Annotated in this window: 15 protein-coding genes and 1 riboswitch; of the genes, 8 read left to right on the top strand and 7 right to left on the bottom strand. The window is 72.9% G+C overall.

Annotated features, from left to right (window positions below):
* Positions 1 to 302 precede the first annotated feature (302 nt).
* Complete coding sequence (locus tag DNK56_RS16075) at positions 303 to 3,785, top strand: M28 family peptidase (protein ID WP_111334578.1); 3,483 nt, start codon at positions 303 to 305, stop codon at positions 3,783 to 3,785.
* Positions 3,786 to 3,854: 69 nt separating this feature from the next.
* Here the strand turns inward: DNK56_RS16075 and DNK56_RS16070 are convergent, their stop codons facing one another.
* Positions 3,855 to 5,291 (bottom strand): helix-turn-helix domain-containing protein, encoded by a 1,437-nt coding sequence (locus DNK56_RS16070; protein ID WP_111334576.1) that lies wholly within the window; start codon positions 5,289 to 5,291, stop codon positions 3,855 to 3,857.
* A gap of 454 nt (positions 5,292 to 5,745) precedes the next feature.
* On the opposite strand from DNK56_RS16070, the gene DNK56_RS16065 reads away from it, so the two are divergent.
* Complete coding sequence (locus DNK56_RS16065) at positions 5,746 to 7,929, top strand: discoidin domain-containing protein (protein ID WP_111334573.1); 2,184 nt, start codon at positions 5,746 to 5,748, stop codon at positions 7,927 to 7,929.
* Positions 7,930 to 7,983: 54 nt separating this feature from the next.
* Here DNK56_RS16065 and DNK56_RS16060 read toward each other — a convergent pair whose 3' ends face one another.
* Positions 7,984 to 10,587, bottom strand: a complete 2,604-nt coding sequence (locus DNK56_RS16060) for a SpoIIE family protein phosphatase (RefSeq protein ID WP_241989901.1) — start codon at positions 10,585 to 10,587, stop codon at positions 7,984 to 7,986.
* 459 nt (positions 10,588 to 11,046) lie between these two features.
* On the opposite strand from DNK56_RS16060, the gene DNK56_RS16055 reads away from it, so the two are divergent.
* Together DNK56_RS16055 and DNK56_RS16050 are read left to right on the top strand one after the other, a co-directional pair.
* Positions 11,047 to 12,369 carry a geranylgeranyl reductase family protein gene (locus tag DNK56_RS16055; protein ID WP_111335875.1) on the top strand — a complete coding sequence of 441 codons (1,323 nt, stop codon included), beginning with the start codon at positions 11,047 to 11,049 and terminating at the stop codon, positions 12,367 to 12,369.
* Positions 12,370 to 12,443: 74 nt separating this feature from the next.
* Complete coding sequence (locus DNK56_RS16050) at positions 12,444 to 13,271, top strand: thioesterase II family protein (RefSeq protein WP_111334570.1); 828 nt, start codon at positions 12,444 to 12,446, stop codon at positions 13,269 to 13,271.
* Here the strand turns inward: DNK56_RS16050 and DNK56_RS16045 are convergent.
* The 3 genes from DNK56_RS16045 to DNK56_RS16035 form a co-directional block, all read right to left on the bottom strand.
* Positions 13,246 to 15,804, bottom strand: coding sequence for a SpoIIE family protein phosphatase (locus DNK56_RS16045; protein WP_111334568.1), 2,559 nt, complete (start codon positions 15,802 to 15,804; stop codon positions 13,246 to 13,248). The two genes, DNK56_RS16050 and DNK56_RS16045, sit on opposite strands and share 26 nt — an antisense overlap.
* 164 nt (positions 15,805 to 15,968) lie before the next feature.
* Positions 15,969 to 16,157, bottom strand: coding sequence for an antitoxin (locus DNK56_RS16040; RefSeq protein ID WP_111334565.1), 189 nt, complete (start codon positions 16,155 to 16,157; stop codon positions 15,969 to 15,971).
* 81 nt (positions 16,158 to 16,238) lie between these two features.
* The gene (locus DNK56_RS16035) at positions 16,239 to 17,126 is read right to left on the bottom strand and encodes a transglycosylase SLT domain-containing protein (RefSeq protein ID WP_111334562.1); all 888 of its coding nucleotides are present in this window, start codon (positions 17,124 to 17,126) and stop codon (positions 16,239 to 16,241) included.
* A 4-nt stretch (positions 17,127 to 17,130) separates the two neighbouring features.
* Positions 17,131 to 17,313, bottom strand: a riboswitch (cyclic di-AMP (ydaO/yuaA leader).
* A gap of 418 nt (positions 17,314 to 17,731) precedes the next feature.
* Between DNK56_RS16035 and DNK56_RS16030 the strand changes: the two genes are divergently transcribed.
* The 4 genes from DNK56_RS16030 to DNK56_RS16015 all read left to right on the top strand — a co-directional run bounded on the left by DNK56_RS16030 (position 17,732) and on the right by DNK56_RS16015 (position 23,425).
* Positions 17,732 to 18,568, top strand: coding sequence for a 2,3-dihydro-2,3-dihydroxybenzoate dehydrogenase (locus tag DNK56_RS16030; RefSeq protein ID WP_111334560.1), 837 nt, complete (start codon positions 17,732 to 17,734; stop codon positions 18,566 to 18,568).
* A gap of 84 nt (positions 18,569 to 18,652) precedes the next feature.
* A complete protein-coding gene (locus DNK56_RS16025; protein WP_111334557.1) occupies positions 18,653 to 20,338 on the top strand; it encodes a (2,3-dihydroxybenzoyl)adenylate synthase in 1,686 nt (561 codons plus the stop codon).
* Positions 20,339 to 20,369: 31 nt separating this feature from the next.
* Positions 20,370 to 21,002 carry an isochorismatase family protein gene (locus DNK56_RS16020; protein ID WP_111334555.1) on the top strand — a complete coding sequence of 211 codons (633 nt, stop codon included), beginning with the start codon at positions 20,370 to 20,372 and terminating at the stop codon, positions 21,000 to 21,002.
* Positions 21,003 to 21,214: 212 nt separating this feature from the next.
* Positions 21,215 to 23,425, top strand: coding sequence for a HelD family protein (locus DNK56_RS16015; RefSeq protein ID WP_111334552.1), 2,211 nt, complete (start codon positions 21,215 to 21,217; stop codon positions 23,423 to 23,425).
* 54 nt (positions 23,426 to 23,479) lie between these two features.
* Here DNK56_RS16015 and katG read toward each other — a convergent pair whose 3' ends face one another.
* Positions 23,480 to 25,711: a catalase/peroxidase HPI gene (gene katG, locus DNK56_RS16010; protein WP_111334550.1), complete on the bottom strand. Its 2,232-nt coding sequence runs from the start codon at positions 25,709 to 25,711 to the stop codon at positions 23,480 to 23,482.
* 185 nt (positions 25,712 to 25,896) lie between these two features.
* Positions 25,897 to 26,514 (bottom strand): class I SAM-dependent methyltransferase, encoded by a 618-nt coding sequence (locus DNK56_RS16005; protein ID WP_111335872.1) that lies wholly within the window; start codon positions 26,512 to 26,514, stop codon positions 25,897 to 25,899.
* Positions 26,515 to 26,625: the final 111 nt, after the last annotated feature.

The raw sequence follows: 26,625 nt of genomic DNA, 5'->3' as shown, positions 1-26,625 counted from the left end.
GTTTGGTGAGAGTGCAGGATAGCGTCCGCCTCCCCGCCTGTCCATTCCCCGTTCCGCGAGTTCTCGCCGCCGACCCTCCAATCGGCGCCGCCGCACGGCGACTTGACGAGACTTGCCAACCACTTTTCCGTGACCCGCGCTTTGTTGACGCGGTCATGACCACGTGTGAGTGTTCCGTCGCTCGATCACGGACACCGCCCGTCGGACGGCCGCGCCTGCCGCACGGACGGAAGCGTCTTCCCACGCCGCTGCCCGTGGCCGAGGTCCCCACACAACGAGGAGCCTCGATGAAACGCAGATCGATGACGGCCGGGACAACCCTGGCCGTCCTCGCCGGAATGCTGGTCGCCACCAGTGGCCAGTCGGCATCCGCGGAACCCGCGCCACCCCCCGCTCCCAAGGCACTCACCGCCGCGGTCAAGGCCGCCGACCGGGCCGCCGACAGCGGACTCGACTCCCTGGCCAAGGGCCCGGACGAGCGCTACGAGCGCCGCCGGGTCACCCCGTGGGTCAACGGGCTCTACTCCATCGCGTACGAGCGCACCTACCGCGGCCTGCCCGTCGTCGGCGGGGACGCCGTCGTGGTGGCCGACTCCAAGGGCCGGGTACGCGGCTCCCAGTCGGCGGTCTCGCGTCGCGTCAACGTGCCCACCACGGCCACCGTCTCCGCCAAGGCCGCCGAGACCACCTCGCGCAAGCAACTGCGCACCGTGGACAAGGTCGAGAGCCACCGCCTGGTCGTACGCGCCACCGCCGAGCGCTCACGGCTCGCCTGGGAGACCGTGCTCACCGGCCGGACCGACGACGCGCCGAGCCGGCTGCACGTCTTCGTCGACGCCGGCACCGGGAAGGTCATCGACAGCTACGACGACGTCCGGGCCGGCACCGGCAACAGCCAGTGGAACGGGCCCTCCCCGCTCTCCATCGACACCTCCTCCTCCGGTAGCGGCTACGCGCTGCGCGACACCACCCGGCCCGGCCTGAGCTGCGCCGACTACAGCACCGGAAGCGTCTTCACCAAGTCCACCGACTCCTGGGGCAACGGCAGCGCCTCCAGCAAGGAGACCGGCTGCGTCGACGTGATGTGGGCCGCCCAGCACGAGTGGAACATGCTGCGCGACTGGCTCGGGCGCAACGGCCACGACGGCAACGGCGGCAGCTGGCCGGTCAAGGTGGGCCTCAACGACGTCAACGCCTACTGGGACGGCTCCACGGTCTCCATCGGCCACAACCAGGCCAACCAGTGGATCGGCGCCATGGACGTCGTCGCCCACGAGTTCGGCCACGGCATCGACCAGTACACCCCGGGCGGCGCCAACCACGAGTCCGGCCTCGGCGAGGCCACCGGCGACATCATGGGCGCGCTGACCGAGGCGTACACCAACGAGCCCGCCCCGTACGACGACCCGGACTACACCGTCGGCGAGAAGATCAACCTGGTCGGCAACGGACCGATCCGGGTCATGTACAACCCCGGCCAGACCGGCGACCCGAACTGCTACAGCTCCTCCATACCCAACACCGAGGAGCACGCGGCGGCCGGCCCGCTCAACCACTGGTTCTACCTGCTCGCCGAGGGCTCCAACCCCGGCGGCGGCAAGCCCTCCAGCCCCACCTGCAACAACTCCACGGTCACCGGTGTCGGCATCCAGGACGCCGGCCGGATCTTCTACGGCGGCATGCTGCTCAAGACCAGCGGCATGACGTACAAGCGCTACCGCACGACCACCCTCACCGCCGCGAAGAACCTGGACCCGAGCTGCACCCTGTACAACCGCACGAAGGCGGCGTGGGACGCGATCAGCATCCCCTACCAGAGCGGTGAGACCAGCTGCTCGCCGAGCGGCAACAACGACTTCTCGCTGTCCCTGGACCCGGCGTCCGGCTCGGTGAAGCCCGGCAGCTCGGTGACGGCCACCGTCCGTACGACGGTCACCTCCGGCAGCGCCCAGACGGTCAACCTGTCCGCGAGCGGCCTGCCCAGCGGTGTGACCGCCTCGTTCAGCCCGGCCTCGGTCCAGTCCGGCGGCACCTCCGCCCTGACCGTGTCCGCGTCGTCGGCCACCGCCCCCGGCTCGTACACCTTCACGGTGAAGGGCGCGGGCACCCAGGACCACACCGCGCAGTACACCCTCACCGTCAATGACGGCGGCGGCACGCCCGGCGGCACCCCGCCCGACATCGACGTCGCCAAGGTGCAGGCGCACCTCACGCAGTTCAACACCATCGCCTCGCAGAACGGCGGCAACCGGCGGGCCGGCAGCAGCGGCTACAACGCCTCGCTCTCCTATGTGAAGGGCAAGCTCCAGGCGGCCGGCTACACGGTCACCGAGCAGACCTGCGCCACCTGTACCTACACCGGCAAGAACCTCATCGCGGACTGGCCCGGCGGGCCCGCCGACAGCACCGTGATGTTCGGCGCGCACCTGGACGGTGTGTCCGCCGGACCCGGCATCAACGACAACGGCTCCGGCTCCGCCACCCTGCTGGAGAACGCGCTCGCGCTCGCCCAGCAGAACCCCACCATGACCAAGCACGTCCGGTTCGCCTGGTGGAACGGTGAGGAGCAGGGCCTCCAGGGCTCCAAGTACTACGTCAGCCAGCTGAGTTCGGCGCAGCGCAGCGCCATCACCGCCTACTACAACTTCGACATGGTGGCCTCGGTCAACGGCGGCTACTTCATCAACAACCTCAACTCCGGCGCGTCCGCCCCGATGAAGGCGTACTGGGACTCCCTCGGGCTCGCCCCGGAGGAGAACGTGGAGGGCCAGGGCCGCTCCGACGACTACTCCTTCCAGCAGGCGGGCATCGCGACCTCGGGGTACGCCACCGGGGCCAGTGACACCAAGACGTCCGGGCAGGCGGCCAAGTGGGGCGGCACGGCGGGCCGTTCGTACGACCCGTGCTACCACTCCTCGTGCGACACCACCGCCAACATCAACGCCACCGCGCTGAACCGCAGCGCCGACGGGGTCGCCTACACGCTGTGGAAGACCGCCGTGGGCTCCACCGCGCCCGACGACGACTTCTCCGTCTCGGTGAACCCGGTCTCGGGCAGCGTCCAGCCGGGCGACTCGGTCACCGCGACCGTGTCCACGGCCACCACCGCGGGCGACGCGCAGAGCGTGCGGCTGTCGGCGTCCGGCGCGCCCAGCGGCGTGACCGTCTCGTTCTCGCCGTCCACCGTGCAGTCCGGTTCGTCGGCCACGATGACCGTCTCGGCCGGCGCCCAGGCCCCGGCGGGCACGTACACGCTCGTGGTGACCGGCACCGGTACGGCCACCCACACCACCACGTACTCGCTGGTGGTCGGGGGCAGCGGCAGCTGTGAGCCCCGCCAGGTCGTCGGCAACGGCGGCTTCGAGAACGGGTCCGGCCCCTGGTCGCAGACCAGTGGTGTGATCAACGACCGGACCTCCGAGAAGCCCGCGCACAGCGGCGCCTACCAGGCGTGGCTGGGCGGCTGGGGCAGCACCCACACCGACTACGTCACCCAGTCGGTGACCGTGCCGTCCGGCTGCGCGACGTACCGGCTGTCGTTCTACCTGAGCACCGACACCGCCGAGACGCCCGACGGGAACGCGTACGACACGTTCACCGTCAAGCTGGGATCGCGGACGCTGGCGACGTACTCGAACCTGGACGCGACCAGCGGTTACGTCCAGCGCACGTTCGATGTGTCGTCGGCCGCGGGGCAGACGCTGACGCTGAGCTTCACCAGCGACGAGGACGCCTATCTGCAGACCAGCTTCGTCCTGGACGATGTGGCCCTCGACGTGAGCTGACCCGGTAGGGACGCATGACGGGGGCGGGGCGTGGTGACACGCCCCGCCCCTCCGTCGTGTGACGGTACGTCAGCGGACGGCGGCGGCCAGCCGGCGGACGAAGTCGTCGATCTCGGGCCGGTCGGCGCCGGGCGCGGCCAGCCGGCCGTGCAGGCCGCGCAGCTCCTTTCCGAGCACGGACGAGGGGTGCACCTCGGTGCTGTCCAGGAGGTGTCCGGCGACGGCCGAGGCCGCGACCGGTTCCCCGGCGCAGGCGTAGGCGTCGGCCGTCCGGGCCAGGAACAGCATCCGGGCGGAGCGCATACCGGGCGGCAGCAGCCTGGTCGCGGTGCCGATCGCGTCGAGGGCGCGGAACGCGAAGCGGCGCTGCCCGGTCACGGCCGCGAGGTCCCGCAGCGCCCCGGCGACCACGGACTCCGTGCGCAGCCGCAGCGAGGCGACGGAGAGCCAGGGGGCCTCGGCCTCGTCGCGGTCCCCCGCCCGCTCCACCTGCGAGCGGGCCAGGCCGATGTGGTGCAGTGCGCGGCCGCTGTCGCCGCGCACGGCGTGGCCGCGGGCCTGGGCCGCGTCGCTGAGGGCGCCGGCCCAGAGCCGGCCCGCCGCCTCGCGCCGGATGGCCGCACCGTATGCGACGGCCGAGGCGTCGTCGCCCTCCTGGCGGGCCAGGGTGCTCATATCGCTGAGGGCGGCCACATGGGCGCTGGTGTGGCCGGCCATCGACGCCCACACCAGCGAGCGGTCGAGCCAGGCCATCGCGGTGCCGTTGCGCCCCCACAGCAGCCGCAGGCTGCCGGCCGACTGGGCGTACTCGGCGGCCAGCGGGGCGAGTTGGCGCTGATAGGGGGCGGCAGGCAGATCCATCCAGCGGAGCATCGCGTGCAGGGTGCGTTCCACCACGGCGGTGGCCCCCGGCCAGGCGTGCTCGTCGTCGGCGCGCAGGCAGACCGCGAGCAGCGCGGTGAGCGCGTGCACGGTGTCGGTGTCCAGCGCCGGACGGGCCAGGGTGTCCGGGCCCAGGGAGCAGAAGCGGGCGTGCAGGGCCGCCGCGTCGGCCAGTTCCGGAACCTCGCAGTCCGCGCGCCCGTGCACGGGGCACAGCACTCCGTACGCGGGCAGCCGCCGGGGCAGCACGGCGGCGGGCGGCAGCATCGCGGTGAGCGCGCCGCCGGCCGGTTCGCCGGGGAGCGGGCCCTGGCGGACCGGGTCCGGCAGGGGCGCGGGGGCGGCCGGTTCCGCGCGCTCCCCCGCGGCGGCCTCCTCGCAGGCGGTCACCAGGTCGCCGCCGGCGCCCAGGAGGTGGTCCAGGCGGCGGGCCAGCGGCAGCGGGGTGCGGCGGCTGCCGTGTTCGAGTTTGCTGATGGCGGTGTGGTCGTAGCCGACGCGGGCGCCCACCTGGGCCTGGGTGAGCCCGGCCCGTCTGCGCCAGTGGCGCAACCGCACGCCGAACGACCGCCAGGCCTGGACGCCCCGCGCGTCCGCCGGCGCGGAATCCGTCAGTTCGGTCATCCGGGGCCTCGTCGTGCCTGGTCAGCGGCGCTTCTCGCGCCACGGTCACGGCTCATGCCCAGGGAGGATAGCGAGAGCGGCCGCCCGCTGTCGCCGGAGCGGGGAGAACATGTCCGGTAACAGGCGCGGCGCGCGGCCCGGCCGCCGTCCCGCACGGGCCCGGTGATTGCCGTGGCAACGTCCCGGACGGCCCCGCCGGTTCGCCGTACGGGACCCGTCATCATCTGAACCGATGCCCCGTCAGCGGCCCGGTACGGATGGCGTCAAGACGGCCGCAACACGGACACTCACTTCCTTTCCGTCGTCGACTGTTGTTCTCAGTGACACCTCAACAAGCCTTTGGTGCACACCTATTGACGCATCGGGAGCGAGGGAGAAGTATCCCCATCGGCCGGAGAGAGCGCTCTCCGACTTCGTGTCGTGCCCCCTTTCCGCGACTCAGGAGACAGCCCCCATGTTTGGACCCCCCTTGCTCCGCAGACCCGCACCTTCGTCCGGAAGGAGACGTGCCGGCGTATTGGCAGCCGTCGCCGGACTCCTCGTCTCGCTGCTCGCCCTCACGCCCCCGGCCCCCGCCGCCGCGGCGCCCTCGCTGCTCTCGCAGGGCAGGCCGGTGACCGTCTCCAGTCAGGAGGGCGCCGGCACCCCGGCCGGTGCCGCGGTGGACGGCGACAACGGCACCCGCTGGTCGAGCGCGTTCTCCGACCCGCAGTGGATCAAGGTCGATCTGGGCACCACCGCCGCGGTCAGCCGGATCGCGCTCAGGTGGGAGGCCGCCTACGCCAGGAGCTACCGGATCGAGTTCTCCACGGACGACAGCACCTGGAGCACCGCGTACTCGACCACCACGGGCCCCGGCGGCGACGAGACGCTGAACGTGTCGGGCCAGGCCCGCTACGTCCGGCTGACCGGCACCGCGCGCGCCACCCAGTACGGCTACTCGCTCTGGGAGTTCCAGGTGTTCGGCACCACCGGCGACGACGGCGGCCCGCAGCTGCCCGGCGGCGGTGACCTCGGCCCCAACGTGCTGGTCTTCGACCCGTCCACACCCGGCATCCAGGCCAAGGTGGACGAGATCTTCGAGAAGCAGGAGTCGGCGCAGTTCGGCACCGGCCGCTACGCGCTGCTGTTCAAGCCGGGCACCTACGACAACATCAACGCGCAGATCGGCTTCTACACCTCGATCGCCGGTCTCGGCCTGAAGCCCGACGACACCACGTTCAACGGCGACGTCACCGTGGACGCGGGCTGGTTCAACGGCAACGCCACGCAGAACTTCTGGCGTTCGGCGGAGAACCTGGCGCTCAACCCGGTCAGCGGCACCGACCGCTGGGCGGTCTCGCAGGCCGCGCCCTTCCGCCGGATGCACGTCAGGGGCGGCCTCAACCTCGCCCCGAACGGCTACGGCTGGGCCAGCGGCGGGTACATCGCGGACAGCAGGATCGACGGCCAGGTCGGCCCGTACTCGCAGCAGCAGTGGTACACCCGCGACAGCTCCGTCGGCAGCTGGGGCAACGGCGTCTGGAACATGACGTTCTCCGGGGTCAAGGGCGCCCCGGCGCAGAGCTTCCCCGCCCCGCCGTACACCACGCTCGACACCACCCCGGTCTCCCGCGAGAAGCCGTTCCTCTACCTGGACGGCAACGACTACAAGGTGTTCGTGCCCGCCAAGCGCACCAACGCGCGCGGTGTCTCCTGGGACGGCACCCCGCAGGGCGAGTCCATCCCGCTGAGCCGGTTCTACGTGGTCAAGCCGGGGGCGTCGGCCGCCACCATCAACGCGGCCGTCCGCCAGGGCCTGCACCTGCTGTTCACGCCCGGCATCTACCACGTGGACCGGCCGATCGACATCGACCGGGCGGACACCGTCGTGCTGGGCCTCGGCCTGGCCACGATCATCCCCGACAACGGGGTCACCGCGATCCGGGTCGGTGACGTGGACGGGGTGAAGCTCGCCGGACTCCTCGTCGACGCCGGTCCGCAGAACTCCGAGGTGCTCGTCCAGGTCGGTCCGCCCGGCGCGTCCGCGAGCCACACGGCCAACCCGACCAGCGTCCAGGACGTGTTCGTCCGGGTCGGCGGCGCGGGTGCCGGCAAGGCGACCACGGGCATGGTGATCAACAGCGACGACACCATCGTCGACCACACCTGGCTGTGGCGCGCCGACCACGGCGAGGGCGTCGGCTGGGAGACCAACCGGGCCGACTACGGCCTCCAGGTCAACGGTGACGACGTCCTGGCCACCGGCCTGTTCGTGGAGCACTTCAACAAGTACGACGTCCGCTGGTCCGGCGAGAACGGCCGGACGATCTTCTTCCAGAACGAGAAGGCGTACGACGCCCCGAACCAGGCGGCCGTGCAGAACGGCGCCGTCAAGGGCTTCGCGGCCTACAAGGTGGACGACACGGTCGACCGCCACGAGGGCTGGGGGCTCGGCAGCTACTGCTACTTCAACGTCGATCCCACCATCCGCCAGGACCACGGCTTCGAGGCACCGGTCAAGGCCGGGGTGAGGTTCCACGACCTGCTCGTCGTCTCGCTCGGCGGCCAGGGCCAGTACAACCACGTCATCAACGACACCGGAGCACCCACCTCGGGAACGTCCACCGTTCCGTCGAATGTGGTCGCCTACCCGTGACGGGAGACGGCTGACAGCCGCGGGGTCCGGCATCGGCCGGGCCCCGCGGCGCCGTCACAGCGGCCATTCGGCCGGCGGCGGGCCGCCGAGCGTCTGCTCGGACCAGATGACCTTGCCCCGGTCGGTGTACCGGACGCCCCACCGCTGGGCGAACTGGGCCACCAGGAACAGGCCCCGGCCGCCCTCGTCCGTGGTGGCGGCGTAGCGCAGATGCGGCGATGTGCTGCTGCAGTCCGACACCTCGCAGATCAGCGAGCGGTCGTGCAGCAGCCGGACTTTGATGGGCTCGCTGCCGTAGCGGATGGCGTTGGTGACGAGTTCGCTGAGGATGAGTTCGGTGACGAACCCCTCCTCGTCCAGGCCCTGGTCGGCCAGCCAGCGGGTGGCCTGTCTGCGCACCCCGGCGACGGCGGCAGGGTCCGGGGGGACGTCCCACTGGACGCGGCGGGACGGGTCCAGGATGCGGGTCCGGGCGACCAGCAGGGCCACGTCGTCGCCGGGGCGGCTGGGCAGCATGGTCTCCAGCACGTCGTCGCAGGTCTCCTCCGGGGTGCGGTCGCGGTCGGCGAGGGAGCGGCGCAGCAGTTCCAGGCCGTCGTCGATGTCCCGGTCGCGGCGCTCCACCAGGCCGTCCGTGTACAGGACGAGGCGGCCGCCCTCGGGCACCTCGATCTCCGTCATCTCGAAGGGCATGCCGCCGATCCCGAGGGGCAGCCCGGCCGGGATGTCCGGGAAGCCGACGGTGCCGTCGGGCAGGACGAGCACGGGTCCGGGGTGGCCGGCGCGGGCGATCGCGCAGCGCCCGGACACGGCGTCGTAGATGGCGTACAGACAGGTGGCCCCGGTGATCGCGGCGCCGCCCGACCCCTCGTCCTGGTCCATCCGGACGACCAGTTCGTCGAGGTGGCCGAGGAGTTCGTCGGGCGCGAGGTCCAGCGTGGAGAAGTTGAGGACCGTGGTGCGCAGCCGGCCCATGGTGGCGGCGGCGTGCAGCCCGTGCCCGACGACGTCGCCCACGACGAGGGCGACCCGGGCGCCGGACAGCGGGATGACGTCGAACCAGTCGCCGCCGACGCCGGCCTGGGCGGGGAGGTAGCGGTAGGCGACGTCGAGGGCGTTCTGTTCGGGCAGGCCGCGCGGGAGCAGGCTGCGCTGGAGGGTGACGGCCATCTCGTGCTCGCGGGTGTAGCGGCGGGCGTTGTCCACGCTGACCGCGGCCCGGGCCACCAGTTCCTCGGCGAAGGAGAGGTCGTCGAGGTCGAAGGGCTCCTCGTTGCGCCCGCGCCAGAAGTTGGCGATGCCGAGGATGACGCCCCGGGCGCGCAGCGGGACCGAGAGCAGCGAGTGGTAGCCGTGTTCCAGGAGGCGGGCGGCCTGCTCGGGGTCGGGTTCGCGCCACTGCCGGGAGGTGGTCAGGTCGGAGACGATCCAGGTGTGCCCGACGCCGGTGCCGAGTCCCTCGGCGGTGGTCGGGACGTAGTCGACGGCGTGCCCGGCCGGGTGGAGCGGGTGGTCCTCGACGGGGCTGCGGACGGCGGTGCGCCGGAGCCGGAGCGCGTCGCCGGTGGGGGCCCTGGGTTCCTCGCCGCGCAGCACGGAGTCGGCCAGGTCGACGGTCACGGCGTCGGCGAATCCGGGGGCGGCGACCTCCGCGAGTTCCTGGGCGGTGGTGGTGACGTCGAGGGTGGTGCCGATCAGGGCGCCCGCCCGGTAGAGCAGGGTCAGCCGTTCGCGTACGGTCTCGGCGCGCCCGGTGACGGCGCGCAGTTCGGTGGTGTCGCGCAGGGTGGCGACCATGCCGGGCTGGCCGCCGCGGTCCTCGGTGGGCCGGAGGTTGACGGCGAGCAGCCGGTCCCCGGCGGGCCGCAGTTCGTCGGTGGCGACCTGCCCGGACGCCAGCAGTTCGGCGGTGCCCCGGGCGAGTCCCAGATCGGTCACCTCGCGGCCCTCGGCGTCCGGCGGGAGGTCGAGCAGCCGCCGGGCCTCGTCGTTGGCGAGCAGCAGGCGGCGGTCGGCGCCGATGATGAGGACGCCCTCGCGCACGGCGTGGAGCACGGCGTCGTGGTGCTCGTACATCCGGGTCATCTCGGTGGGGCCCAGGCCCCGTGTCTGGCGGCTGAGGCGGCGGCCGACCACGGTGGCGCCGGCCACGGTGAGGACGAGTGCGGCGATGCCGGCGCCGATGGTCAGCGGAAGGCTCGGGTACGCCAGCCGGTCGACTGCCTCGACCTTGATGCCGACGGCCACCAGCCCGGCCTCCGAGCCGTCCTTGCGGGGGACGGCCACCGCGGAGTTGACGGCGCGTCCGCGGTTGCCCTCGACGGTGCGGGTGACGGGTTCGCCGTGCAGAGCCTGCTTGTAGGGGCCGGGGATCCGCTTGCCGATGAGCGCGATGTCGCGGTGGGTGTAGCGGACGCCGTCGGTGCCGGCGACGACGACGTACTCCACGCCGGTGCTCTGCCGGACCTGCTCGGCGCGCGGCTGGAGGACGGCCGTGGGGTCCTTGCTGTCCAGGGCGGCGGCCACGCCGGGGGCGTGCGCGAAGGTCTGCGCGACGCTGAGCGACTGGGCGCGTGCGATGGCCATGCTGTCGCGCCGGCCCTGGACGACGAGGGCGGCGACGGCGGCGGCGTCCAGCAGGACGACGATGCCGATCATGAGGATGAAGAACTGGCCGGCGACGGTGCGGACACTGAACAGGGCGCGCAGTCGGCGCCCTGGTGAGGTCCGCCCGCCCGGCGGCCCGGAGGGCGCGGGGGCTTCACCGCCCGGACGGCCGCCACCGTCTCGGTGCGGACGCCGGGCGGAGCGATGGAGTTTCGCCCGGAATCGACCTGTACCACCCACGTGTCAAGGTTTAACACGGATCGGCGGCGGGCGATCGGCGTGCGGGAGCGGCCCCGTGCGCACACGGCCGGACTCCGCGCGATCGGGTGACGCGGGGTGGCGGGCACCTGCCTGGACACGGCGGGACCCACCCTTCGTGCGCATGAGCGAACTCGGCCGGGTGCGGCGCTTTGTTGATCACCCTCCCGGCGCGGCGGGGAACCCGGCAGGATGTCGGTGTACAGGGCCGTCGTCCCCGGCGGCGGCCGTCCGGCCCACGAAGGGAGCCCCATGCGGGAGACCCGTGCAGAGCAGTCGCCCTCGGACCAGGAGACCGCTTCCGGCGCGGCCGAGGAGGCCCAGGTGATCGTGGTGGGGGCGGGCCCGGCCGGTTCGTCCGCCGCGTACCACCTCGCCAGGGCCGGGGTCGACGTGCTGCTCCTGGAGAAGTCCCGCTTCCCGCGCGAGAAGGTGTGCGGCGACGGACTCACCCCGCGCGCGGTGCACCAGCTGATCCGCATGGGCGTGGACATCGGGGCCCCCGGCTGGACCCGGTCGCGGGGCATGCGCTGGGTGGCGGGCTCCCGGCAGGTGGAGATCGACTGGCCTGCGCTCGGCGGCTACCCCGACTTCGGGCTGACCCGCAGCCGGCACGACTTCGACGACATCCTGGCCCGGCACGCCGTGGCGGCCGGGGCCCGGCTGCGTACCGGGGTGAAGGTCAGGGGGCCGGTCACCGACCGGGCCGGACGGATCACCGGGGTGTCGGCGGTGTCGGACGGGGAAACGGTGGTGCACCGGGCCCCGGTCGTGATCGCCGCCGACGGCGCGTCGGCCCGGCTCGCCCTGGCGATGGGCCTGGAGCGGGACGCCGAGCGGCAGATCGCCACGGCCGCCCGCCGCTACTACCGCAGCCCGGAGCGCTCCGGCGAGGAGTTCCTGGAGCTGTGGGCGGACCTCCGCTTCCCCCGGAGCGACGCCTATCTGCCGGGGTACGGCTGGATCTTCCCCATGGGCGACGGCCGGGTGAACGTCGGTCTCGGGGCGCTCCCGCACCGCCGGCACGGCAGCGCCGATCTGCGGGCCTCGCTGGACCGCTGGCTGGCCCGCACCCCGCCCGAGTGGGGGCTGCGCGAGGAGAACGCCGAGGGACCGGTGCGCAGCGCCGCCCTTCCGCTGGGCTTCAACCGCCATCCGCTGTACACCCGCGGACTGCTGCTGGTCGGTGACTCGGGCGGCATGGTGAGCCCGTGGAACGGCGAGGGCATCGGGCAGGCCATGGAGGCGGGCGAGGTCGCGGCCGAGACGACGGCGCTCGCGCTGGCGCTGCCGGCCGGGCCGCGCCGGGAGCGGGCGCTGCGCCACTACCCGGCCGAGATGAACCGCCGCTGGGGCCGCTACTACCGGCTGGGCAACACGGCCGCGGATCTGATCTTCAGCCGGTCGGGCTTCCAGCCGGTGCTCAACCGCTATGTGCTGGGCTCCCCGGCCCTGCTCAACACCCTGGCCCGGCTGCTGACGAACCTCACGGAGCACCCGTCGCGCGACGCGATCGACCACATCCTGAACACGGCGGTACGGCTCGTGCCCGCGCCGAGCACCCGGCGCCGCTGACCCGCACACCGCATCGACCGACCCGGTACCGGCCGACGCCGTACCGGCAGACCGATCCGAACCGAAGGCAACCCATGCAGAAGCGAAGCATCGCGGACAACGCCCCCGGCGGGCGGCGGGACCCCTGGCTGCGCCGCTACCACTCCACCGACGCCCTCGCGGAACTGATCTGCTTCCCGCACGCGGGCGGCGCGGCGGGCTACTGGCGCCGGATGTCCGCCGCCGTGCAGCCCTTCGCCGATCTGCGCGCCGTCCAGTATCCGGGCCGGCAGGACCGCTACCGCGAACCGGCCGTCCGTGATCTGCACCGGCTCGCCGATCTGATCGCCGCCCAACTGGCCGCCGGGCCGCCCCCGGCCGGGCCGCGCGTCCTGGTCGGGCACAGCATGGGCGCCTCGGTCGCCCACGAGGTGGCGCTGCGGCTGTCCCGGCTGCCCGGCCAGGGGCCCGCCGGGCTCGTCGTGTCCGGGCGGCGGGCGCCCTCGCGGCTGGGGGCCGGGAAGCGGCCGGAGACCGACGAGGCGCTGGTCGCGCGCGTCCGGGCGCTGGGCGGCACCGACCCGGCGGTGCTGGCCGACCCCGAGCTGCTCGAAGTGATCCTGCCCGCGCTGCGCGCCGACTACGACGCCGTCGCGGCGTACGTGCCGGGCGGCGGGCTGCTGGCCTGCCCGGTGGTCGCCCTCACCGGGGACGGCGACGCGGAAGCGCCCGCCGAGGACGTGGCGCCGTGGCGGGAGGCGACGCGGGGGTCCTTCGCGCTCCGGGTCCTGACCGGCGGGCACTTCTTCCTCGACGACCATGTGCCGGTCGTCGCGGAGACGGTCCTCGCGCTGTGCGGCGTCGTCCCGGCGGGCGGCGGGGCGGGCGGCGCGGCCGTCACGGGCGGCGCGGAAAGGATCTGAACGGGCGGACCGGCTCGCGTCCGGCCGCGCCCTCCGCCGCGGTCCAGCGGGCCGCGAGCAGCAGGGCGATGTCGTCGGGCCGGTCCGCGGCCTGCCGGGCCCTGCCGATGACGTGGTCGGCGGTGTCGGCGAGGGAGTCGGCCGCGCCGGGGGCGGCGAGCGTGGCGCGCAGCCGCTCGACGCCGACGTCGATGTCGGTGCCGGCCCGCTCGACGAGGCCGTCGGTGTAGAGGGCGAGCGCGGCGCCCGGTTCCAGGTGGAGTCCGGTGACGGGGTAGGCGGCCTCCGCGTCGATGCCGAGGACGATGCCGCCGGGCAGCTCCATGACCTCGGCGGTGCCGTCCGGGCGGCGCAGGACGGGCTGGGGGTGCCCGGCGCGCACGGCGTGCGTCCGGCCGGTGGCGGGGTCCGTCACGATGTAGCAGCAGCTGGCGAACTGGCCGGTGTCGAGGTCGATGAGGAGCCGGTTGGTGCCGCTCATGACCTCCTGCGGGTCGTGGCCGCTGAGCGCGAAGGCGCGTACGGCGCTGCGGAGCTGGCCCATGGTCGCGGCGGCGGCGACGCCGTGGCCCTGCACGTCCCCGATGACCAGGGCGAGCCGGCCGCCGGTCTCGATCACGTCGTACCAGTCGCCGCCGACGTCCATGCCCTTGGTACCGGCGAGGTAGCGGCCCTGGGTGTCGATGCCGCGCACGGCGGGCAGGCCGTGCGGCAGCAGGGCGTCCTGGAGGCCGCGAGCGAGGGCGGCCTCGGTGTCGTAGCGCTGGGCCCGCTGGAGGGCCTGGGCGATGAGTCCGGCCAGTGCGGTGAGGACCGTACGTTCCTCCGGGCTGAAGCCGCGCGGCTGGTCGAAGCCGAGGATGCAGGAGCCGACGAGCCGGCCGGAGGCGATCAGCGGCAGGAAGGCGCGGGCGCCGACGTCGGCGTCCATGGGGATGCCGGGGTAGGCGGCGGCCAGGCGCTGCATGGACTCGAAGAAGATGGGCCGGCCGGTGGTGAGCGTCTCCACGCCCGGAATGCGGACGTCCAGGCCGACGGCGTCGAACCGGTCGAGGAAGCCCTGCGGGAAGCCGGTCTCCCACTCCAGGTAGAGATGGCCCTCCTTGAGCAGGTAGATCGCCAGTTGCCGGCCGCCGAAGGCGGGCAGCAGCTCCTCGGTGACCACACGGGAGACCTGCCGGGCCGTGACGGCCTCGGTGAGCGCGATGGCGAGGGCGACCGGGCGGTAGAGGGCGGCGGACCGGTCGGCCGGGGAGCCGAGCCCCAGACCGGGCGCGACGACGGAGTCCGGGGTGTAGGCGGGCTCGTCGGTGGTGGTGAGGACGGCGGTCAGGCCGTCGTGGCCCGGGTACAGGGAGACGGTCAGCCAGGGGTGGTCCCCGCGCCGGGCGAGGAAGTGGACCGGGCTGTCGGAGATCATCGCGGCCCGGTAGTGGTCCTCGTAGGCCGGGTTGGCGAGCCAGGGCAGCGCCTCCCAGAACACCTGCCCGACCAGGTCCGCGCGGGCCCGGCCGAGCATCTCCTCGGCGAGCGGGTTGACGTAGGTGATCCGGCCGAAGCGGTCGAGCGAGAAGATGCCGCGCGGCAGCCGGTCGGCGGCCTCGGCGACGACCGGGCCGATGCCCAGGTCCACCAGGAAGCCGGTGAGGTGGCCGCCGGGCCCGGCGCCGTCGTCCCGGCGCCCGGAGACCTCCAGCAGGTGGGAGCGCCCGTCGGGGCCGCGCAGCCGCATGCGGCGTACGACGGGGCCCTCGGAGCCCGCCGCCTGGTGGGCCAGCGCCCAGAGGCCGTAGACGTCCTCCGGGGCGAGCCGGGCGGCGAGGGCGTCGACGGTGCCGGGGAAGGGGCCGCTGCCGGTGCCGAGGATGGCGTCGAGCGCGTCGTCCGTCGCGACGGCGCCGGTCGCCAGGTTCCAGTCGAAGCGGCCGATGCGGACCGGGGGCGCGGTGCCGGCGGGCAGCTGTACGGGCAGCGGCTCGTCGTCCCACTCGGGCCGTACCCCCTCCCCGGCCAGGGCCGCCAGCTCGGTGCCGAGGCCGAGGGCGATGTGCTGGAGCCGGCGCCGCTCGGCGGCGGGCACCGGTTCCTCGTCGGCCGCGGCGCGCAGGACGACCAGGACGCCGGCCGGTTCGTGACCGCGCGGCACCGGTACGTACAGGGAGCCGAAGGGGAACGGCAGGCCCGCCATGAGCTGGGGGAAGCGCCGCATGGCGTCCTCGGCGTCGGCGAGGTAGACGGGGCTGCCGGTGCGGAACGCCTCGGCGACCGGGAAGGGGCGGTTCACATGCATCCGCCACCAGGGGCGGAACAGGGGGCCGGGGAGCCCGCCGAGGACGGCCAGCCGGAGCAGGCCGGGGGTGCGCGAGGGCAGATAGACCCCGCCGGCCACGCCGCCCGCGGTCTCGATGGCGTTCACGACGGACTGGGCGAGCACCAGGGACAGGCCATCCGGTGCCCTGCCGTCCTCCCGTCTGCGGGGCGGGCCGTCGCTCGGACCGAACGGCACCTGCCCGGCCGCGCGGTGCCAGGTCACACAGCCAGCATGCTCCCGGCCCACGTGTTCGGCACGTCGGCCGGGAGCGGGCGTCCCGGGGCCTGCGGCGGCGCGGAAGGGTGTGCGCGGGGGTGGGCGCGGACATGGAAGCGGGGGACGCCACCGCTGTGGCGTCCCCCGCTTCTCAGGGTGTGTCCATGCCCCTACCGGCCCTCGTCGGGCGGCCGACGGTCACCGAGCTGGTCGTTGAGCTTCTGCTGGGCCGAGTCGACCTGGCCGGCGTACTTGCCGCCGGTCCTCCTGTCGACGAAGTCGCCGCCCTTCTCGACTCCCTGCCGGGCCTGGTCCGGATGGCCCTTGATCATGCTCTTGAGCTTGTCGAGCATGCTCATGAGATACCTCCTGGAGACGCTGACCCTTCCAGCATCCCCGTCCGGTCCGGCCGTCGCATCACGGGACGGAGGCCGCCCGGATCAGTAGGCGCCGAACACGTTGTCCATCGAGCCGTACACGGCGGCGGCGTAGTTGCACGCGGCGGTGATGTTGGCGACCGGGTCGTAGATGTCGGTCGACGTACCGGGGACGTGGTAGGCGTCGAAGGTGGGCTGGATCACCTGGAGCAGGCCCTTGGAGGGGGTGCCGGCGGCGGCGTTGGAGTCCCAGTTGTTGATGGCGTACGGGTTGCCCGAGGACTCGCGCATGATGTTGCGGTAGATGCCGTCGTAGCTGCCGGGGATGCCGTGCTCGGCCATGACGGCGAGGGATTCCTTGATCCAGCCGTCGAGGTCGTCGGTGTACGTGACGGAGGCCGGGGCCTCGGCCGGCGTGGCGGTCTTCTCGGCGACGGGGACGGGGACGACGGTCCGCTCGGAGCGGTCGGCGCGGTCGGCGCTCTCGGTCCGGACGGTGGTGCCGGCGTCGGCGTCGGTGGTCTCCGCCTTGAATTCGCTCTTCTCGGCGGCCTGGGGGGCGGCCTTCGGGGCGGCGGCGGCCGCGGCGCCGATGGTGAGCTTCAGCCCGGGGTGAATGAGGTCGGGGTTGCTGCCGACAACGCTGCGGTTGTCCTTGTACAGCCGCTCCCAGCCACCGCTGAGGGAATGCCCCTGAGCGATCTTGTAAAGCGAATCGCCGGCGACCACGGAATAGGTCGTGGGCGCGGCCTTGCGGACGGCAATTTCCTTGCCGGCGACGGAAGTCGGGGCGGCGGCCTTTTCGGCGACGACGGTCTTGGCGGGGGCGGCGGAGGCCGAACCGGCGGAGATCAGGGGGAGCGCGAGAACGGCTCCGCCCGCGCTGACGGCGATGAAACCGCGGGTCAGGGAAGCGGACTTGGCACGACGGTGCTTACCCGGGAAGGGCATGACGAATTCCTCTCCGTCGCCTGCGAGGTGAGCTGTCGGGTTCGGACTGGAGATGTCCGGTCGCACATGGCGACTTCACCCCTAGCCGCTCCGGATTCCGGACCGGCGGCAAACCTGGGTCCCCCGCTCCTGCCGTACGCGAGTGGTCGGGTGCCCGGACGGCGGCAGGATTCGGCGTTCCATCCGGATTGATGACGGGACCGTAAGCGAGAAACGAGGGCCGGAACAAGCCCGGAATTACTGATCACAATTGTTTTGCAAGATCAATCAAAGGAAATGCTCATGATCGGCCACACAGGGGGAAGTCAAAATTCTTTGGTACGTCTGGGAACCGGGACATCGGATCGCGCGTCAGAAAGAGAGGACGTGACGTCGACCACTGCGCCCGATAGGCGCAATTTAGTCCGTTTTGACATCTTTAGGGGCCATCAAATCCCCCCTCATCGGCCACCGTTCACCTTTTACCCATACGGGTGCGATCGGGGCACCGCGCGGCACGCTCCCCCATGAGGCCGGCCATTGAGGCCCTCTCCCCCTCCGGTCGATATATGGTTAGGCTTACCTAAGTCTGACTCCCCCTCACCGGTAAATGGAGACCCCAGGCCATGGCGCCGCATTCCACCCCCGCTGCCCCTCGTCCCGTCCCCGCCGGCGAAGGGGAACTCGCCGGCCGGCTGGCCCTCGTCACGGGAGCCGGGCGCGGCATAGGCGAGGCGGTCGTACGCGCCCTCGTCGCGCGCGGCTGCCGGGTCCTGGCGACCGACGCGGACCCGGAGGGCATCGACGCCCTGGCCGGGGAGCACGACGGCCTCGTCGTCGCACGGACGCTGGACGTCACGGACGCGGCGGCCGTCGAAACCGCCGTCGCCGAGACGGAGGAGTCCCTGGGCACCCTCGACATCGCGGTCAACGTCGCCGGGATACTGCGGTGTTCGCCCGTCACCGAGCTGACCGACGAGGACTGGGCGGCCACCTTCGCCGTCAACACCGACGGGGTCTTCCACGTCTCGCGGTCCGTCGCACGCCGGATGGCCGGGCGCGGCGCGGGCAGCATCGTCACGGTCGCCTCCAACGCCGCCGGCATCCCCCGGACGACGATGGCCGCGTACGCCGCGTCCAAGGCGGCCGCCGTCATGTTCACCAAGTGCCTCGGCCTGGAGTTGGCGCCCCTGGGCATCCGGTGCAACACCGTCTCGCCCGGCTCCACCCTCACCGACATGCAGCGCGCCATGTGGCCGGCCGGCGAGGACCGGGACGACGGGCCCGCCGCGCGGCGGGTGATCGCCGGGGACCTCCCGAGCTTCCGCACGGGCATCCCGCTCGGCCGGATCGCCGAACCGGCCGACGTCGCGGAGGCGGTCGCCTTCCTGGTGTCCGACCGGGCCCGGCACATCACCCTGCACGACCTGTACGTCGACGGCGGCGCCACCCTGCGCGCCTGACCCGGCCCGCCCGTCCCCCGCCCGTCCCCCGCCGGGACCGCCGCGCCGCATCCGTACGTTCCTCAACGCCGTGGGAGCCGCTCCATGAGCACCGCACCGTCCGAAGACGCCCCGACCTGGCCCGCCGAGTTCGCCGCCCGCTACCGGGCCGCCGGGCACTGGCGCGGCGAGACGTTCACCGGCATGCTGCGCGAGCGGGCCGAAGCGCACGGCGACCGCGTCGCGATCGTCGATCCGGCGCCCGAGCGGCGCGCCTGGACCTATCGCGAGCTGGACGAGCGGGCGGCCCGGCTGGCGGCCGGATTCCAGGCGCGCGGGATAGCCAAGGGCGACCGGGTGGTCGTCCAGCTGCCGAACATCGCCGAGTTCGCCGAGGTGGTCTTCGCCCTCTTCCGCATCGGCGCGCTGCCGGTCTACGCGCTGCCCGCCCACCGCGAGACGGAGATCGGCTACTTCTGCTCCTTCGCCGAGGCCGTCGCCTATGTGATCCCGGACCGGCACGCCGGATTCGACCACCGCACCCTGGCCACCGCCGTGCGGGCGCAGGCGCCCACCCTCCGGCACGTGTTCGTGGTCGGCGAGCCGGGCGAGCACACCGCCCTGTCGGAGGTGCCGTGCGAGGCGGCGGCCGAACCGGAGGACGGGCCCGAGCCGCACGATCTGGCCTTCCTCCAGCTGTCCGGCGGCACCACCGGGGTGCCCAAGCTCATCCCCCGTACGCACGACGACTACATCTACTCGCTGCGCGGCTCCAACGAGATCTGCGGCGTCGACGCGGACACCCGCTATCTCGTGGTGCTGCCCGCCGCGCACAACTTCCCGATGAGTTCGCCCGGTTGGCTCGGCACCCTGTACGCCGGCGGCACCGTCGTCCTGTGCCCGCGCCCGGACCCGGCCACCGCCTTCCCGCTCATCGAGCGGGAGCGCGTCACCCTGACGGGCATGGTGCCGCCGCTGGCGCTGGTGTGGACCGACGCGGCGGCCTCGGCGACGTGGGATCTGTCCAGCCTGGAACTGGTCCTGGTCGGCGGAGCGAAGTACAGCGAGACCGCGGCCCGCCGGCTGGAGCCCGCGCTGGGCTGCCGGCTCATGCAGGTGTTCGGCATGGCCGAAGGGCTCGTCAACTACACGCGGCTGGACGACGACCACGAGACCGTCGTCACCACCCAGGGCCGGCCGATCTCCGAGGACGACGAGATCCGGATCGTGGACGACGCCGGACGGGAGGTTCCCGAGGGGCACTTCGGGCAGCTGCTGACGCGGGGCCCGTACACCATCCGCGGCTACTGGCGCGCCCCGGAGCACAACCGGACGGCGTTCACCGAGGACGGCTTCTACCGGACGGGCGACATCGTGCGCCGCACCCCGAGCGGTCATCTGGTGGTCGAGGGGCGGGCGAAGGACCAGATCAACCGGGGCGGCGAGAAGGTCGCGCCGGAGGAGGTCGAGAACATCATCCTGGCCCATCCGGCCGTGCACGACGTGTCGGTGGTCGGGGTGGCCGACCCGTATCTGGGCGAGCGCACGCTGGCGTACGTGATCCTGCGCGAGGGCGCCGGACCGCTCGGGGCACTCGCGGTGAAGCGGCATGTGCGCGAGCGCGGGGTCGCCGCGTACAAGGTTCCCGATCTGGTCGAGTTCGTCGACGCCTTCCCGCAGACGGGCATCGGCAAGGTCAGCAAGAAGGGCCTGCGCACCGAGGCCGGTCCGCCGGTCCCGGTCGCCCCGCCGGCTTCCGGCACCCCGTCAGCATCCGTCGAGCAGCACTGAATCCGCCGCGCCCGGCACCGAAAGGTTCTCCATGGCACTGCCCGCCATCGCCCCCTATCCCCTGCCCGGCCCGGACGAGCTCCCGGCGAACCGGGTCGACTGGACCGTGGACCCGGCGCGCGCCGTCCTGCTCGTCCACGACCTGCAGAACCACTTCCTGCGCGCCTACCGGCCCGGCGAGCAGCCGCTGACCGGCATGCTCGCCAACACCGCCCGGATCAGCGCGGCCGCGCGCCGCGCCGGAATCCCCGTGGTGCACTCCGCGCAGCGCGGCGGCCAGAGCGCCGAGGAGCGCGGCCTCCAGCTGGACTTCTGGGGGCCGGGGGTCGCCGACGATCCGGAGGCGCTGGCGGCGCCGGACGAGGTGGCGCCCCGGCCGGGCGACACGGTGCTCACCAAGTGGAAGTACAGCGCGTTCGTCCGTACCGAGCTGGAGTCCCTCATCCGGGACGCCGGACGCGACCAGCTGGTGATCACCGGCGTGTACGCGCACATCGGGGTGCTGATGAGCGCCGCCGACGCGTGGATGCGGGACATCCGGGCGTTCGTGGTGGCCGACGCCGTCGCGGACTTCTCCCGCGAGGACCACGACATGGCGCTGCGCTGGGCGGCGGGCCGCTGCGCGGTCGTGACCACCACGGACTGGCTGCTCAAGGACATCTGAGCCGGCCGCCCGGCGCCTTCCCGAGGAATCCCCGCTCTCCCCGGGGGAATCCCCCGCGCACAGAAAATCCCCGGTCCGAAATTGCGGGCCGGGGATTTTCGCGAGTATATTGAGTGGTTCTGTGCGTTCACAGAAAAGGCCCCTCACCGGGGGCCTACAAGAATCACCATAGCCGTCAGGGAGCTATTTTGTCAACTCGGGACAGCGCCGAATTGCAGAAGGAGCAGGAATTCGCCGACCGGGTCCATCACCGCGTCGACGTGCTCCGCGGTGATGCCGCGCGCCAGGTGGAGGACGCCCTGACCCCGGTGGGAACGGGCCGGCAGGCACGGCTCGAACGCGATGTGCGGGTCGTCGAGCGTTCGGGGCTGCTCGCCGCCCTGAACGCGGTGGACGGCTCGCTGTGTTTCGGCCGTATCGATCTCAGGGACGGCACCGCGCACCATATCGGCCGTATCGGAATCCGCGAGGACGACACCGAGCGCACGCCTTTGCTGATCGACTGGCGCGCCCCGGTCGCCCGGCCTTTCTATCTGGCCACCCACCACACCCCGATGGGGCTGCGCCGGCGCCGGCACATCACCAGCGAGGGCCGGGTGGTCACCGAGCTGCACGACGAGATCCTGGACATCGAGGACCGCGAGCGCACCGGCTACGAGGACCCGAGCGGCGACAGCGTGCTGCTGGCCGCGGTGAACTCCGCGCGCACCGGTCGCATGGCCGACATCGTGCGGACCATCCAGGCCGAGCAGGACCGCATCATCCGCGCGCCGCACCGCGGGGTGCTCGTCGTCGAGGGCGGTCCGGGCACCGGCAAGACAGCGGTGGCCCTGCACCGGGCGGCGTTCCTGCTGTACGAGCAGCGGGAGCTGCTGGCCAAGCGCGCGGTCCTGATCGTGGGCCCCAACCCGGCCTTCCTGAGCTATATCGGCGAGGTCCTTCCGGCGCTGGGCGAGACGGGGGTCCTGCTCGCCACGCAGGCCGAACTGTTCCCCGGCGTCCACGCCCGGGGCACGGACACCCCGCGCGCCGCCGCGGTGAAGGGCGGCGCCGCCATGGCCGAGGCGCTGGCGCTCGCGGTGCGCGACCGGCAGCTGCTGCCGGAGCCCGGCGCCCCGCTGACCGTGCCGCACGACGACGGCGACCTGGTCCTGGACCGGGAGATCGCCTACGAGGCCCGGCAGGCGGCCCGTGACACCCGGCTCCCCCACAACCTGGCCCGGCCGCACTTCGCGTTCCGGATCATCGACGCGCTGACCGCGCAGCTCACCGAGCGCATCGGCGCCGACCCGTACGGCGGTCCGAACTTCCTGGGCCCGGACGACATCGCCCAGCTCGGCAAGGGTGTCGCGGTCAGCCGGGAGGTGCACGCCGCGATCGAGGAGCTGTGGCCGGCCCTGACGCCGGAGGGCTTCCTCACGGAGTACCTGGCCGAGCCGGTCCACCTGCCCGACGCGGACGCCGAAGCCATCCGGCGGGCGCCCGGCGACGGCGACTGGACGCCGGCCGATGTGCCGCTGCTGGACGAGGCGGCGGAGCTGCTGGGCGTGGACGACAGCGCCGAGCGGGCGGCGGCCGAGGCGGAGCGCCAGGAGCGGATCGCGTACGCGCACGGCGTGCTGGAGCTGTCCAGGGGTTCGGAGTCCTTCGAGTTCGAGGACGAGGAGTCGGAGCTGCTCGCCGCGCACGACATCATCGACGCGGAGCGGATGGCGGAGCGCCACGAGGAGGCCGATCACCGCAGCGCGGCCGAGCGGGCCGCCGCCGACCGGACGTGGGCGTTCGGGCACATCGTCGTGGACGAGGCGCAGGAGCTGTCGCCGATGGCGTGGCGGCTGCTGATGCGCCGCTCGCCGACCCGGTCGATGACGCTGGTGGGCGATCCGGCGCAGACCTCGGAGGAGGCGGGGGTCGGCTCGTGGCGGGAGATCCTGCGGCCTTACGTGGAGGACCGGTACGAGCATGTGCGGCTCGGGGTCAACTACCGTACGCCGGCCGAGGTGATGGAGGTGGCGGCGAAGGTGCTGCGGGCGGTGGACCCGTCGTTCGAGCCGCCGGGTTCGGTGCGGTCCACGGGCGAGGTGCCGTGGGTCCGGGACGCCGGGGCGGACCTGGCGGGGGCGGTGGCGCGGGCGGTCGCCGAGCTGACGCCCGCCGAGGGGCGGCTCGCGGTGATCGCGCCGCGCGAGCTGCACGAGGAGATCGCCGCGCCGCTGGACGGGATCACGGCCGGGGCGGAGCCGGATCTGGCGCGCACGGTGGTGCTGCTCGGGCCCCGGCAGGCCAAGGGGCTCGAATTCGACCACGTCCTGGTGGTGGAGCCGGGCCGGTTCGGCACGAGCGACCTGTACGTGGCGCTGACCCGTGCCACGCAGCGCCTCGGCATCGTGCACCGGGAGGCGCTGCCGGAGTCGCTGCGCTGAGCGCCGCGGGTACGGGCCGGTCCGCGCGGGCCGGCCCGTACCCCCGGGGTGTGCTCAGACCAGGTCGAACCGGTCCAGGTTCATGACCTTGTCCCAGGCGGCGACGAAGTCGCGGACGAACTTCTCGCCTGCGTCGTCGCTCGCGTAGACCTCGGCGACGGCGCGCAGTTCGGCGTTCGAGCCGAAGACCAGGTCGGCGCGGGTGCCGGTCCAGCGCAGCTCGCCGGTGGCGGAGTCGCGGCCCTCGAACGCGCTCTGGTCGTCGGCCACCGACTTCCACGTCGTGCCCATGTCGAGCAGGTTGACGAAGAAGTCGTTGGTCAGCGTGCCCGGCGCGTCGGTGAACACTCCGTGCGTGGTCTGCTGGTGGTTGCCGCCCAGGACGCGCAGACCGCCGACGAGGACCGTCATCTCCGGCGCGCTGAGGTCGAGCAGGTTCGCCCGGTCGAGGAGCAGGTACTCGGCGGGGAGCCGGCTGCCCTTGCCCACGTAGTTGCGGAAACCGTCGGCCACGGGCTCCAGTTCGACGAAGGACTCGGCGTCGGTCTGCTCCTGGGAGGCGTCCACCCGGCCCGGCGTGAAGGGGACCTCGACCGGTGTTCCGGCGTCCCCGGCCGCCTTCTCGATCCCGGCGGCGCCGGCGAGGACGATCAGGTCGGCGAGGGAGACCCGCTTGCCGCCGCGCTGCGCGGTGTTGAAGGTCTCCCGGACGGATTCGAGGGTGCGCAGCACGGCCGCGAGCCGGTCCGGGTCGTTGACCTCCCAGCCGTTCTGCGGTTCGAGTCGGACGCGCGCGCCGTTGGCGCCGCCGCGCTTGTCGGTGCCCCGGAAGGAGGAGGCGGAGGCCCAGGCGGTGGCGACCAGTTCGGAGACCGTGAGGCCGGAGTCGAGTACGCGTTCCTTGAGGGCCGCGATGTCGGCCGCGTCGATCAGTTCGTGGTCGCGCTCGGGCAGCGGGTCCTGCCAGAGCAGCGTCTCCTGCGGGACCTCGGGGCCGAGGTAGCGGACGACGGGGCCCATGTCGCGGTGGGTGAGCTTGAACCAGGCGCGGGCGAAGGCGTCGGCGAACTCCTCCGGGTGCTCGTGGAAGCGGCGCGAGATCGGCTCGTACGCCGGGTCGTAGCGCAGCGAGAGGTCGGTGGTGAGCATGGTCGGGGCGTGCCGCTTCGCCGGGTCGTGGGCGTCGGGCACGGTGTCCGCGCCCGCCCCGTCCTTGGGGCGCCACTGGTGGGCGCCGGCCGGGCTCTTGAACAGCTCCCACTCGTAGCCGAACAGGATGTCGAAGAAGCTGTTGTTCCAGGTGGTCGGGGTGTCGGTCCAGATGCCTTCGAGGCCGCTGGTGATGGTGTCGCCGCCCTTGCCGGTGCCGTAGGAGCTCTCCCAGCCGAGGCCCTGGCGCTCCATCGGGGCGGCCTCGGGGTCGGGTCCGACGTGGTCGGCGGGTCCGGCGCCGTGCGTCTTGCCGAAGGTGTGGCCGCCGGCGATCAGGGCGACGGTCTCCTCGTCGTTCATCGCCATGCGGCGGAACGTCTCGCGGATGTCGCGGGCGGCGGCGAGCGGGTCCGGATTGCCGTTGGGGCCCTCCGGGTTGACGTAGATGAGGCCCATCTGGACCGCGCCGAGCGGGTTCTCCAGCTCCCGGTCCCCGGTGTAGCGCTCGTCGCCGAGCCAGGTGGTCTCGGGGCCCCAGAAGACGTCCTCGTCGGGCTCCCAGGCGTCCACCCTGCCACCGCCGAAGCCGAAGGTCGTGAAGCCCATGGTCTCCAGGGCGACGTTCCCGGTGAGGACGAGGAGGTCGGCCCAGGAGATGTTCCTGCCGTACTTCTTCTTCACCGGCCACAGCAGGCGCCGGGCCTTGTCCAGGCTCGCGTTGTCCGGCCAGCTGTTGAGCGGGGCGAAGCGCTGCTGGCCGGAGCCGGCGCCGCCGCGGCCGTCGCTGATGCGGTAGGTGCCGGCGCTGTGCCAGGCCATCCGGACCATGAAGGGGCCGTAGTGGCCGAAGTCGGCGGGCCACCAGTCCTGCGAGGTCGTCAGCACCTCGGCGATGTCGCGCTTGACGGCCGGCAGGTCGAGCGCGCTGAACGCCGCCGCGTAGTCGAAGTCCCCGCCGAGCGGATTGGCCACGGCCGGGTTCTTGGCGAGAATCCGCACGTTGAGCCGCTCCGGCCACCACTGGCGGTTCCCGCCGCCCTGGGTGGGGTGCGGCGCGCGATCGTGCGCGACGGGGCAGCCGCCGGCCTCGTCCGACTTGGGATCGGTGACGATCGCGTCGTGGTTCTCAGTCATGGAATTCCTTCCGAACGGGGCGGATCTCGGTGCGCTGAGAATTGGGCATGCGGTGGGAAGGGCCTGGCCGGTCTCGCCCCGAGGGGCGTCCTGCCCCGGCTTCGGCCGGAACCGATCCTACGATGGACCTAGTCCAAGTCAACACGAACACTCGCCCCGTGTACGGCGTCGGAACCGCCGTTGTGTCAGGCCCCGTCGCCCCTGCGGTGGACGCTGACGGCGTAGCCGCCGCCGTCGTACGGAGCGGCGTCCCAGGTGGCGAAGCGGTCGACGAGGGTGAGGCCCGCGGCGGCGCAGCCGGCGTCGTACTCGGCGAGCGTGAGGGCGGGCGGTACGGGCAGGTGGTCCGCGTCCAGGCCGAACCCGGCGACGAGCAGGCCGCCCGCGCGCAGCGCCCCGGACAGCCGTCCGGCGACGGCGGCCTCGGTGCCGGGGGTGAGCAGCGCCATGACGTTGCCCGCGGCGACGACGAGGTCGAAGCCGGGCCGGATGCCGAGGGATGCGGGGTCGAACGTGGCGAGGTCGGCCCGGAACCAGGGCAGCGCGGGCGCCTGCTCGCGCGCCACGGCCAGCATCGAGGCGTCCACGTCCACCCCGGTGCAGTCGTAGCCCAGCTCCGCGAGCCGGATCGCGACCCGGCCGGTGCCGCAGCCGGCGTCCAGCACCCGCGCCCCGGCGGGCACGAGGGCCGCGCAGAACCGGGCCTCGCCGTGCACGTCCGCGCCGCTGCGGGCGAGGGCGGCGAAGCGGGCGGCGTAGTCCTCGCCGGAGGTGTCCCCGGTCAGTTCGGTCCAGCGGTTCATGCGGCCCACTGTAGACGCGGGAGGGGCAGGCGCCCCGTCGATGGTTCACTTTTCCGCACCCCCGGTCCGGGTGCGGGCAGGATCGATCGCGGCGGTCCGCGCGCCCAGGAT

Source organism: Streptomyces sp. AC1-42W, from assembly GCF_003248355.1.
Lineage (GTDB): Bacteria > Actinomycetota > Actinomycetes > Streptomycetales > Streptomycetaceae > Streptomyces.
The sequence above is the reverse complement of the archived record's forward strand: the minus strand, read 5'-3'. Positions and strand labels throughout refer to the sequence as shown.

Excerpts from the sequence above, each read along its gene's own strand:
- DNK56_RS16020 (WP_111334555.1), top strand. The coding sequence starts at position 20,370 with ATGGCACTGCCCGCCATCGCCCCCTATCCCCTGCCCGGCCCGGACGAG.
- katG (WP_111334550.1), bottom strand. The coding sequence starts at position 25,711 with ATGACTGAGAACCACGACGCGATCGTCACCGATCCCAAGTCGGACGAG.
- DNK56_RS16060 (WP_241989901.1), bottom strand. The coding sequence starts at position 10,587 with ATGATCGGCATCGTCGTCCTGCTGGACGCCGCCGCCGTCGCCGCCCTC.
- DNK56_RS16075 (WP_111334578.1), top strand. The coding sequence starts at position 303 with ATGACGGCCGGGACAACCCTGGCCGTCCTCGCCGGAATGCTGGTCGCC.
- DNK56_RS16025 (WP_111334557.1), top strand. The coding sequence starts at position 18,653 with ATGAGCACCGCACCGTCCGAAGACGCCCCGACCTGGCCCGCCGAGTTC.
- DNK56_RS16040 (WP_111334565.1), bottom strand. The coding sequence starts at position 16,157 with ATGAGCATGCTCGACAAGCTCAAGAGCATGATCAAGGGCCATCCGGAC.
- DNK56_RS16030 (WP_111334560.1), top strand. The coding sequence starts at position 17,732 with ATGGCGCCGCATTCCACCCCCGCTGCCCCTCGTCCCGTCCCCGCCGGC.
- DNK56_RS16035 (WP_111334562.1), bottom strand. The coding sequence starts at position 17,126 with ATGCCCTTCCCGGGTAAGCACCGTCGTGCCAAGTCCGCTTCCCTGACC.
- DNK56_RS16005 (WP_111335872.1), bottom strand. The coding sequence starts at position 26,514 with ATGAACCGCTGGACCGAACTGACCGGGGACACCTCCGGCGAGGACTAC.
- DNK56_RS16055 (WP_111335875.1), top strand. The coding sequence starts at position 11,047 with ATGCGGGAGACCCGTGCAGAGCAGTCGCCCTCGGACCAGGAGACCGCT.
- DNK56_RS16070 (WP_111334576.1), bottom strand. The coding sequence starts at position 5,291 with ATGACCGAACTGACGGATTCCGCGCCGGCGGACGCGCGGGGCGTCCAG.
- DNK56_RS16050 (WP_111334570.1), top strand. The coding sequence starts at position 12,444 with ATGCAGAAGCGAAGCATCGCGGACAACGCCCCCGGCGGGCGGCGGGAC.
- DNK56_RS16065 (WP_111334573.1), top strand. The coding sequence starts at position 5,746 with ATGTTTGGACCCCCCTTGCTCCGCAGACCCGCACCTTCGTCCGGAAGG.